At 60.8% G+C, this 11,130-nt stretch carries 6 protein-coding genes and 1 pseudogene; 2 read left to right on the top strand and 5 right to left on the bottom strand.

Annotated features, from left to right (window positions below; translation table 11 throughout):
• The coding region (locus GT030_RS36530; protein WP_237522621.1) for a hypothetical protein at positions 1-276 on the top strand (276 nt) is incomplete at its 5' end.
• A gap of 265 nt (positions 277-541) precedes the next feature.
• Here GT030_RS36530 and GT030_RS18685 read toward each other — a convergent pair.
• Positions 542-1,144 carry a response regulator transcription factor gene (locus tag GT030_RS18685; RefSeq protein ID WP_161202062.1) on the bottom strand — a complete coding sequence of 201 codons (603 nt, stop codon included), beginning with the start codon at positions 1,142-1,144 and terminating at the stop codon, positions 542-544.
• 326 nt (positions 1,145-1,470) lie between these two features.
• Between GT030_RS18685 and GT030_RS18680 the strand changes: the two are divergent.
• Positions 1,471-1,643 (top strand): annotated as a pseudogene (locus GT030_RS18680) (replication initiator); the annotation flags it as partial.
• Positions 1,644-1,985: 342 nt separating this feature from the next.
• On the opposite strand, the gene GT030_RS18675 reads toward GT030_RS18680, so the two are convergent.
• From GT030_RS18675 to GT030_RS18660, 4 genes are read right to left on the bottom strand one after another with little or no spacing between them, the layout of a single operon-like run.
• A complete protein-coding gene (locus GT030_RS18675) occupies positions 1,986-4,952 on the bottom strand; it encodes a DEAD/DEAH box helicase family protein (RefSeq protein ID WP_161202061.1) in 2,967 nt (988 codons plus the stop codon).
• A 16-nt stretch (positions 4,953-4,968) separates the two neighbouring features.
• Positions 4,969-6,864, bottom strand: a complete 1,896-nt coding sequence (locus GT030_RS18670) for a site-specific DNA-methyltransferase (RefSeq protein ID WP_202460257.1) — start codon at positions 6,862-6,864, stop codon at positions 4,969-4,971.
• Between the two features lie 27 nt (positions 6,865-6,891).
• Positions 6,892-7,647 (bottom strand): DUF4391 domain-containing protein, encoded by a 756-nt coding sequence (locus tag GT030_RS18665; RefSeq protein ID WP_161202060.1) that lies wholly within the window; start codon positions 7,645-7,647, stop codon positions 6,892-6,894.
• Positions 7,644-10,520 (bottom strand): DEAD/DEAH box helicase, encoded by a 2,877-nt coding sequence (locus GT030_RS18660; RefSeq protein WP_202460256.1) that lies wholly within the window; start codon positions 10,518-10,520, stop codon positions 7,644-7,646. The genes GT030_RS18665 and GT030_RS18660 overlap by 4 nt, the downstream gene beginning before the upstream one ends.
• Positions 10,521-11,130: the final 610 nt, after the last annotated feature.

The following is an 11,130-nucleotide window of genomic DNA, read 5'->3' as shown; positions in this document are numbered from 1 at the left end:
ACGACGACTCCGCCCGGTGGCGGCACCACGACGACTCCTCCCGGTGGCGGCACGACCACGACTCCTCCCGGCGGTGGCACGACCACGACTCCTCCCGGCGGTGGCACCACGACGACTCCGCCCGGTGGCGGCACCACGACGACTCCGCCCGGTGGCGGCACGACCACGACTCCTCCCGGTGGCGGCACCACGACCGCTCCGCCCGGTGGCGGCACCACCACGACCCCGCCCGGCGGCAGCACCGGCGCCAGCACAACAACTTCGGGTGCGGGATGACGTCGGCAATCCGGGGTGAATGCGCTGGCCCTACGAGTGAGACCCGGGGCCTCGCTGAGTCAATCAACCTCGGTTGAGCGGAACGCGATCAGATTAGTTCGCACCTCGCGGAGAGAATTCCTACGAGGTGCGAACAGGTCTGACGGAGCTCTGGAGCGACGAGACCAGAGGAAGGCAACCTGGCAAATCCTCCGCCTTGCAGCAACAGAGCCTCTGCCGGTCTGATCGTTTGTGTCTGGGGCGCACCTGCGAGCGAGACAAGTTCTTAGTTCTCCAGCACGCCACATTCAAGGGCCAGGCGGGTGAGGTCGGCCCTACGGCGAGAGCCATGCTTTCTGCCCAGTCGCTCTAGATGTGTATGAACCGTGTTTTCAGTGATGTTCAACTTGGTGGCAATCTCGCGATCTGTCGCACCGCTGGCAATGAGCTGCAAGATTTCCCTCTCGCGGCTAGTGATGCGAGGAGGAGCGACAGGCAGGCCCTTGCCCGCGAGACTGGTGCCAAAGTAACTTCTTCCTGAGGCAACAGCGCGGATGGCCGTCGCGAGTTCCGAGCCGTCCGTTTGTCGACTTAGATAACCGCGGGCGCCGGCCCGGATGCACAGGACGGCGTCGGATTGGGCCTCCGAGGTCGACACCACAATGACCGCGTACCCTTGCTGATGCAACTGGGCTACCTGTTCAGATGTCGCCTGATCGAATATCCGCAGACTGGTGAGCACAATAATTTCTACGTCATTCGCCTCGCGGAGCAAGTCGTTCACGCTTTTCGTGATGGTCGTAATTTGCAAATCCGGTTGGATGTTGATTGCCTGCGCGATACCGAGCTGGAGCAACGACCACTCGCAAACAACGGCGACAGACGTCACAGAGGGGCTCATCAGCAGCTCCAACCTAGGCGGCCGACCGGCCACATGACACAGAGGAGTGGACGGTCGGTGCCTCCCACCGTCTGATCCCAGACTCGTCCCTTCCGGAAGAAGTGGCACCTCTGTTGCCCCGGATGGGGGAAACGAGATGAAAGGGCTCGTGATCTTTGACTCTTCCCATGCACAGCGCCAGGAGCGGGTCTTCGCGCAGCAGCGGGTCATGCAAGCCCCGACCGTCGATCCGCGCCGGGATCACCGGCGGTGAACCCAAGGACGTCCCCGCGACTGTTCGTGCCTTCCGCGTCTTAGCCGCCCTCACCCCGCCCTCGTTCGGCCCCGTCGCCGAGTTCCAGAAGCGTGGGGCCGTGCACGGCCACGCCGTGCTCCGCCTCCACGGACCTGACGGTCCCGACACGCCCCGCCGGCCTGGGCCACCGCCGCACTCTTGGACGACGCGACCCGGGCTGCCGCTGCTCGCGTCCCCGTGCCGGTGCCCGCGGCCGCCTGGATGGGTGCCGCGTCTGCGGCCGAGTGTGTCGGAGGTGTGCCGCGAACGCTGAGAGACAACGAGAGAGGGCGGGAGTCAGTGAGACTGACTCCCGCCCTCTTCTGTCGGCATCCGCCCTGGTCAGCACTTGATCTCTGCTGATCCTCGGCGAGTGCCCCCGATTCAAACCTGCGCACACGGCTCCGGAGGGCGCGTGGCACTCCGACGTTGCTACTGGTCACAGCCCTGCCCGCGGCTGGGAACTGCGGACGAGTCCACAGGTCGTCCATGGTGACGGGCTGCGCGGTGGAGCAGGGAGGGACAGCGAAGCGATGCCCCTCCGTATCGACCTGGCTATGCCATGAACGGCACGTTGTGCCAGCTATCGCTCTGGGCAAATGTCACACCTGTGCCGAGACTCCCGAAATGCTTGCCGCCGCAGCGAATCTTCCCTGCCTCCTCGGGACGTAGCAGCTCCTCCTGCAGAGTGCCCTTGGTCTCTATTACCAGGTAGAGGTGCTGCTGGCCATCGTGTGTCTCACGAACAATGGCCCAGTCGGGGTTGTACGAACCGAGTGGTGTTGAGATCTTGAACCAGCCGGGGAGCTTGGCGTAGACCCTGACATCGTCGGCCTTCTCCAAGTCCTCGACGAACTTCCGCTCCGTCTCTGAGTCGTACCGGACCTCCTCGTACACGCTGCGCTTGGCGGCGATGAGGTTCTTGCCGAGATAGCCGTGCAGTTCCTCCTCAGCGAAGAGCTCCTGAGTGTAGAATTCGTTATCGCCTAGTTTCAGGTACTTGACGCCGTTGACAAGGGCTTCGCGCTTGCGGGCTGTGATTACGTCGGCAGCGATGTCGATGAATTCCTGAGGGTTCAGGCGGAAGTCGTTGAGTCGACCGCTCGCGGCGAGGATGCGCTGGATGCTGCGACGGGTCAGCTGTGTTCGGTCGGCGAGTTCACTTAGGATGTCGGGCATCGGTACGTTACCGAGATCCACGGTCTCGGGCGACGACGTAGACTCGTCGGCCGTGTCGAGACCGCCTTCTCCTATCACGACCTTTGCCTTACTGAAGCGCATCCGCGCCGGCGAAATCCGCCGGGCCTCGCGAAGGCCGCGGATGCAGTCCTCGATAACTTTGTCTGCGTCGAAGTCCACGCGGTAAGTGGTCTTGTGCTTGATGCGTTCCCAGAGTTCCCGGAACTCGGCGCTCTCGAAGACCTGCTTGCGGACCTTTACCGAATGCCTCTTATCCCGATCATTGATCTTCATACCCTTCGCGCGCTTCTCCAGCACCGCTGCGACCTGGGCAGTGAGTGGCTCGTACTCCGCGGGCAACATGAAGGTTTTCGCCTCGACGGCTTCCGCCAGAACTTCGCCGTCGATCTTTCCCTTGGCGTCCAGATAGCCCTCGTCTTGAAGGTGTTTGTAAAGGCGCTGGGAAGCTTCGAAGCCGATAGGCTCTCCACTGCCGTCGGGTGAGGGCAGGCTAGCGAACTGGTGGGACTCCACCCGGCCAAACGTGATCTTGCTGTCGACTTCGATTTCTGCCTGGAGCTCTGCGGCGAACTGTTCGTAGCTCTCTGTCGCGACGACGGTGAGAGTGTTTACGTCAAATCCTTGGACCCGCTCGCCCTCCTGATTGACGGCGAGTCGTAGACCTCGGCCGATGGTCTGCCGCCGCTGTCGATCGGTGCCCATCTCACGCAGGCTACAGATCTGGAATACATTGGGGTTGTCCCAGCCCTCACGCAGGGCGGAGTGGGAGAAGATGAACTTAAGAGGCGTTTCCAGGCTGAGGAGCCTCTCTTTGTCCTTCATGATCAGGTCGTACGCACGCTCGGCATCTGCGCCGTCCTGCCCCGTGCCTTCCGATACGTCTTTCCAGGTGCCCTTCTTGTCTTGGGCAAAATAGCCGTTGTGGACGTCTTGAGCCTCCGAGCTGAGGTCAACGTCGCCCAGCAGTGTGGCGTACTTCTGGTGCTTCTTGAGGTCCTGGTACTCCTTCTCGAAGATCAGAGCGTAGTCACCCTTGATGGGTTCGCCGCTCTCGCCGTATGTGCGGTAGCGTGCCACTCGTTCGATGAAGAACAGAGTGAGCACCTTAATACCCTTGGGGCGGAGCTCCAGCTCCTTGTCCAGGTGCTCGCGGATCGTTTTGCGGATGAGGTGACGGGCCCTCTCCAGCTGTGGAATGTCGCCGTGGGTTTCGCCGATCTGGAGATGCTTGTCGATGCCGCCGCCTCGGAGTTGGAGGAACTCCGCGCCCTTGGCCTTGCTGATCTCGCCGATCTGCAGGCCCTCGTAAATGCTGCGTCGAGTTACTTGCTCCAACAGATAGCCCGGCTGGACCGTCTTGACCACTCGGCGGACGCCCCCGCCTGGAACCGCTTCATCGACCTCGACCCTGGCGGAGAAGTCGTTCTTCTTCTTGCTGATTGATTCCAGACGGACGTAAGCACGGCTGTGTGCGTTCTCGACTGCACCCCCTGCGACCTCGATCTGCTTGACTAGTCCCTCCTGGTACGCGTCGACGGCATCGAGTTTGTACACCATGTCGTACTTGTCGATGTGCGTGGCGGAGTAGCGCAGGGTGAACAGGGGATGCATCGCGCCCAGCGCTTGCTTGCCCCGGCCTTGAGGACCACCGTCCACGCTCTGCGGCTCGTCGACGATGAGGATCGGTCTGGTCTGTTTGATCAGGTCGATCGGAGCCACGCCGCCGGTCTGCTCGCTGACCTGGTAAATGCGGGCAGTTGCCTGCTTGTTGATGGCTGCCGCGGTGACGATCATCACCTCGATGCCGGCGCTGTAGGCGAAGTTGCGCACTTGGCCGAGCTGGGAGGAGTCGTACGGGAAGAAGTGGAGCGGTGTGCCACTGTAAAGGGCTTTGAAGTGGTCCTCCATGATTTGGAGGGACTTGTGCACGCCTTCCTTGATCGCGACGGAGGGCACGACGACAACAAACTTGGTGAAGCCGTAGCGCTTGTTGAGCTCGTAAATGGTGCGGAGGTAGACGTAGGTTTTTCCGGTGCCGGTCTCCATCTCGATCGTGAAGTTCAGGTTGTCCGTGTCAGGGTCCGGAGACGGCGCTAGGTTATTGCGAAGCTGGACGGCGCGCAGGTTCTCGCCGAGTTGGTCAGGGAATAGCGTTAGCCGGTTGCCGACGCCGGCAGCTGGTGTGAATAGGTCAGTGGTCGGATCACTGACTGTGAACAGGCTCCCCCCGGTCTCCTGTCCGTGGAAGAGATCACAGACGGCCTCAATGGCCTTCTGCTGGTGCGGAAGCTTGGCACTGAAGTGCAGTTTGGGTGTCTTCATGTCGCTCAACCTTCCCCTACAAGCTCTTCACGAAGGGGAAACCGTGCTGAGCGAGGATCGCGGCCATATTGGCCTTGGCCACATCGTCCCGGAACGCAGTGTCTTTGAAATAGACCGACACCTCGCCGGTCGGATCCAGCTCCTTGCGCCAGTCTACGATTCCATGGGCGATGGCCTCGACGTTGTCCTTTGTGATTGCATCACCGGGAGGCAGACAGGCGAACAGGAGGCCGTAGCCGGTGCTGAATACGTCGACACCGTCGAAGGTACGGGTGTCGATGGACGAGGATAGGTCCAGGCCGAGGTTGAGGAGGAGCTCGTAGAGTAGGTCCTGCTCGGTACGGCCGTCGACGATGTTATCGACGACTTCGATGGTCTGCTGTTCGGGGTCTTGGCGGGTGGTGTCCCAGCGGTTGATATTGGAATTGGCGAGCGCGAATACTCTGAACCCGCGGTCCGTGACGGCAGGAACTGTACCGAGAGCCCTGACGAGTCGCTCCTTGGTGATTTCCGAAATCGAGTGCGGGCGATTAATGCTCTCGCAGTACTGCGCTGCGGTCCGCTGCGCCTTATTGGTGGTCGAGAGTGGCTCCGGGAGTTGAATGAGAATGAATCGTCGATCACCTCCATCGATCGAATTCTGCTTCGCCACTGCATGTCCGGTAGTGCCGGAACCAGCGAAGAAATCCAGCGTGATATCGCCTGGCGATGTCACCTGCTCGACGATCCTGCGGATCAACTCTACAGGTTTCGGAAAGGGGAATACTCCCTCTCCGAGCAACTCCTTGAGCTCATCTGTTCCGTTGGACGTGTGGACGTCATCAATAATGCTACGGAAAGCGATGAAATCCGACTTCATGTCCGCTCGGAATTTCTTTTCGCGAGGGCGCCCGTCATCCTTCTTCGGGAAGATTATTGACCCTGCTTCGATCAAGTCCCTCATTCGTTCGGGAGCATATCGCCATCCCGTCTCAGGGTTGGGCGGGAAACGGCGGCCAGTTCCCGGCTCTACGATGTCGTAGTGAAGGTTCGGCCGCTGCTCCTTATTGGCCAGGCCCAGCAGGCTTCGGCTCATCCAAGGTCCGCGGGGGTCGCTGTCGGGGTTCGAGAATTTTGACTCGTCTCGTTCGATGCCATGCGCAGTGAATCCAGCCTGCTTCGAATAAGCGACAATATATTCATGGTCAGTGGAGATGTTCGTGACCGCACGGGCATCGGTGAACTTGCGCGCCTTCCAGACGAACTGTGCGATAAAGTTCTCTGGCCCGTAAAGCTCGTCCAGTACCTGTCGTAGGTTGGCTACTTCGATGTCATCGCACGAAACAAAGATGGCGCCTTCGTCGTGGAGGAGATTCCTTGCGAGCTGAAGTCGGGGCATCATCATGCTGAGCCATGCCGAGTGTGCTCCTCCGGAGGTCTCTCGAGCGCTTGAGGTATAGCTGCCATCTGAGGCCAACTGTCCAGTGATTTCGAGATAGTTGGCCACGCCATTGTTGAACCTATCGGCGTAAATGAAGTCGTTTCCGGTGTTGTAGGGCGGATCGATGTAGATCAGTTTGACCTGACCCGCGTAGCTCTTCTGCAGCAGCTTCAGTGCCTCAAGGTTGTCGCCCTCGATCACCAGATTCTGCGTGGTGTCCCAGTCCACGCTCTCTTCTGGGCGTGGCAGCAGCGTGCCAGTGCTGGGCGTCAGAGCGATCCTGCGGGCCTGACGCTTGCCGTGCCAGTTGAGGCCGTACCGTTCCTTGCCCTCATCAATGTTTTCGCCGAGCAACTGCATGAGGACGTCAAAATCGATCCTGCCCTCGGTGAAGGCATCAGGGAAGAGTGACTTCAACTGGTCGACGTTGGCCGCCACCAGGTCCTTGGACTCGGTCTCCGGGTCACCCTGCTGTACCTGCTGCATCGTCATTTGCGGTCTGTCCTCTTTTCTATCCGACTACAACTTCGCCTGCACGTCGCGTAGTTCCGCCTGCACGGTTTTGATCTCGGCATTCAGCCGGACTTGCCGTGCCATCTGTCGTTCCTTCTTCGCTTGAGCTCGCAACCGCACTATTTTGTTCTCCAAGTGAGCAACCATAGCGAGCGCGTTGAGTCGCTCCTGCACCAATTCCGGTGACGCCGCCACTCGGAAATCTCCGGTCACCCGTGCCACTCGCAGGGCAACCGTACAGTCCATCCAGCCTTGGTAGAGGCTGAAGAGGTTGCTGTGTGGCTGTCTGTCCAAGGCGAGCGCCCGCAGAAACGTCCGCTCCAATTCGGAGTCGCTTATAGCGACACTCAGTACGTCGCCGTCGATCACTGCCCTGCCGGTCTGTGTCTCGGACAACCGCTTCAGAGCCAGCGACAGCGTCACCTCGTCTCCCTGTTCCGTAGCCAACAGAACCGGATATGGAAATACCCGGTGGATCAGCTCGTTGACACGGCCAGCCGACGCATCTGGGCGCAGCGTTAGGGTCATCGCCTGAAGCTCAGGAATACGCCGCGTGCCGTCTGGAGCTTCGTAAGACGGAATGCTGACAGTCGTCGGTTTGATGGCCGCCACCCAACGCAGTGACTCGATCCCCTCCTGAATGCGCCGACGGTCCGCGGTGACGAAGCCTCCATGCTCAACGAGCTGCGTCTTCGGGACTCGCATATCCACCCAGCACTCATCCGGGAGTCCGAGGGCCGCCAGTATGTCTTCGGCGCTCACTTAGCAGCTCGCAGCTCATCACTCGACAGGATGACAAGGAACGCGATGACCTCGAAGTCGTCGACGCCGGCGAACTGGCCCGATGTGGCCTGCGTGCCGTCCAAGCTGAACAGGCTCGCTACGGCACGCTCCTCCTCTTTACCGGTGATGGACCGCACAGCTCCTGCGAGGGCCTTTCGGGCTGTTCGCATGTCAGCGCCCTTGCGGGTGAGGGCGTCGTAGCAGGCGCAGGTCGCCGTGTCGGCGGTGTTTTGCTCCGCGCAGACTCGTCGCAGTCGGTCCAGGACACGCTTAGCCTGGGTGTGCCCCAGCAGCACTGCGCCGTCCTCGCCCACATGCACCACGTAGTAGGGAGCCAGCGGATCGCCGGACCGTTCCGCCCGATCAGCCGCCTTTCCCTCGGCGCGCAGACAGAAGATCAACCCTGGTGGAACGTCGCCGCTCAGGTCTGCCTCGGTGACGGCGTGGACCCCAAGTGGTTCCTCCTCCAGTGGGGCACGATGATTCTTGGCGTAGTCGGCGAGATCAATCCGGAGGTCGGTGAGGGTCAGGTCGGCGATGGAGACACCGGTAGAGAGATCTTCCAGGTCGAGGACCGAGTCTTGGAGCTTGAGGAGCTGGGTACGACGGTACTCGAGATCATTCATCGGATCACCAGACTCCGAGCGGATGACGTTTTCCTCGCCGGTGGCGGAGATGTCAAGAAGGACCATGCGTCCGCTGACCCGCCGTTCCAGGTTGATGTATTCCTCGAGGTCCATCTGCGGCCAAAAGTTAGCCAGTTGGATCGTCTCGTTAGTGGAGCCAAGCCGGTCGATACGACCGAAGCGCTGGATTATGCGGACTGGGTTCCAGTGGATGTCGTAGTTCACTAGCCAGTCGCAGTCTTGCAGGTTCTGTCCCTCGGAGATGCAGTCGGTCGCAATGAGAAGGTCGAGCTCGCCCTCTGCGGCCAGTTCCTCGGGGCGTTGCTTGGAACGTGGCGAGAATGCCGAGAGGATAGTGGACAGGTCCCGGCGCAGTTCCGGAAGGGTAGTTCGGTTACTGCCGGAGCCGGTGACAAGGCCAGCCTCGATGCCGAGATCTTCCCGCACCCAATCGGCGAGTTGCTCGTACAAATACTTAGCGGTGTCCGCGAAAGCCGTGAAGACGATGATCTTCCGGTTTCCTTCGTTGATGGGGGCGCGGACCTTGTTCTTGATCATTTCCCTAAGCTGTGCGAGCTTGGCATCACGTTTCGCGCTGACCTTGTTGGCCGCGTCTAGCATGCCGGCTAGCCGTTCGCGGTCCTGGTTAAGGTCCTGGCGCCACTTGATCAGGTCCATGTCGGTGATGAGGACCTTGACCTTACCCCCAATAAGCAAGTCCTCATACCGTGTGTCGTCGATCTCGACATCAGCGATGTTCAAATCCGAGACAGCAGAGTCGTTCCGGTCGATCGCGGCAAGCCGGCGCTCCACGTCTGTGAGCTGCCGGGACACCGTGAGCCGGAAAGACTCGACCGAGCTCTCCAGTCTCTTGAGGATGTTGACACGCAGTAGGTTGACAAGGCTTCGCTCGCGGTCTGCCTGCTGGAACGAGCCCTTTCCGCTGCTGAGGCGAGTGCTGTATTTGGCGTCGTACTCAGCGCGCTTGTGTGGGAGGACGTACTGCATCGGCGAGTAGGCGGCTAGGTTGAGCCGTCGGATCTCGTCGTTGAGGTCCTTGATGGAGTGGAAGTCGCCGTGCGTATCGATGTCCGCCTTAATATTGATCGGTGTCCGGCGTTCCGGAAAACGGCCTGTCTCGGCGGTCCCGTAGTACTTCTCGACGTGCTTGCGGGAGCGGGCGATGGTCAGCATGTCGAGCAGGGCGAAGTAGTCGAAGCCGAGCATGTCGACCAAGCGGGCTGGAGCGCGGTCATTCGGGGCCAGGTCCTGCCACTTGTTGAACTGCCGCTGCGCCTTCCGGGTTGTCTCGTTGATGCTCGAGATACCGAACGGCGACAGTGCAGTGTCCTCGTTTTCGGTAGCGAAGGCAATCTGGTTACGCAAGTCCGCGAGGCGATTATTGACTGGGGTTGCGGAGAGCATCAGGACACGCGTCTTCACGCCATCCTTCACAATCTGTCGCATCAGCCGGTCGTAGCGCGTCTCGCCGTCTTTCTTCGGCGACTTGGCATTGCGGAAGTTGTGGGACTCGTCGATAACTACTAGGTCGTAATTACCCCAGTTGACATGCGCGAGGTCGATTTCACCAGACATTCCCCGTTCACGGGACAGATCCGTATGATTGAGGACGTCGTAGTTGAATCGGTCGGCAGCGAGAATATTGCGCCGGTCGTTGGCCGCATACATCGTCCAGTTGTCCCGCAGTCGCTTCGGGCAGAGCACCAAAACACGGTCATTGCGCAGCTCGTGGTACTTGATGACGGCCAGTGCCTCAAAGGTCTTACCGAGACCGACGCTATCGGCGATAATGCAACCGCCATATCGGTTCAGCTTGTCGATTGCGCCGATGACACCGTCGCGCTGAAACTTGTACAACTTCTTCCACACGGCTGTGTCGCGGATACCGGTCGCGGCGTCCACTACGTCGTCTTCGTCAAGCTCGCCACCGGAGGCGCTTAGGAGGTGGTGCAACATCAGGTGGTACACACGCTGCGGATCGCGGTAGGTGCCGAGAGCATGGAGTCGATCTATGATCGCGGGCTCAAGGTCGTCCGGGGCGAGCGTGTGTGTCCATACGTTCTCGAACCAAGTGGCGAGCAGCTCGCTTTCGGCCGTGTCGTCAGCGGCCTGGATAAGGCTTAGTGGGTTGCCGGGGGCGGTGCCTAGCCCTGCCGCGGTGAAGCTGAGCGACCCGGACGTTGCGTGTTGCGGCTTGCCTGCCATGTCGCGCAGGATGAGTGCTCCCTGTGGGATGCCGTCGGCGGCATGGCGCACTCGGCCTTGTCTGACCAGCCAGTCGGCGCAAGAGGCGGCCAGCCAGCGCGTCTCAAGGCGGTTCCGCGCTGCACGGTCGTGCTCACCTCCGACAAGGTGGACGTCGGCGTCTGCGTTGGGGAGCAGAATGCGAACTGCTTTCAGTCTGGAGAGCTGGGCGCGTAGCTCTCCGTAAGCGAAAACAGAGAATTCGGGTGTTGCTAGATCCAGTTGGCCCCCAGGCTCGAGCCCTGACCGCACCAAATCGATCAGTCGGTCACTACCCCGGTTGCTAACGACCCTCACCGTGCCCCCTCGCTCTGCTGGATGTCGTGCTCCACGTTCTGCTCGCCGCCGTGTGGAAGCTCAGCTGGCGGGGGTGCAGTTGCGGGGGCACGCCGTTGTCGCAGAATCGAGTGTAAGAGCACTTGTGCGTCTCTGAACCAGAGAGCTAGAAGACTGCCTCACCCCTCCGCCGGCCTCGGCTGCGTCCCGTCTGCGTTCGGCCCACACGTCGTGGAGCGGGCGCGGTGCCGGGCGTCCAGGTGGAGCGCGCCACTGTACGAACGACCTGGACGCC

The sequence above is a fragment of the Streptomyces sp. SID1328 genome (genome assembly GCF_009865595.1).
GTDB lineage: Bacteria > Actinomycetota > Actinomycetes > Streptomycetales > Streptomycetaceae > Streptomyces > Streptomyces griseoluteus.
Note: the sequence above shows the minus strand (reverse complement) of the source record. Positions and strands in the feature narration are given on the sequence as shown.

What these genes read in the sequence shown, in the direction of transcription:
- GT030_RS18675 (WP_161202061.1), bottom strand. Translation starts at nt 4,952, where the DNA reads ATGAAGACACCCAAACTGCACTTCAGTGCCAAGCTTCCGCACCAGCAG.
- GT030_RS18660 (WP_202460256.1), bottom strand. Translation starts at nt 10,520, where the DNA reads ATGGCAGGCAAGCCGCAACACGCAACGTCCGGGTCGCTCAGCTTCACC.
- GT030_RS18670 (WP_202460257.1), bottom strand. Translation starts at nt 6,864, where the DNA reads ATGACGATGCAGCAGGTACAGCAGGGTGACCCGGAGACCGAGTCCAAG.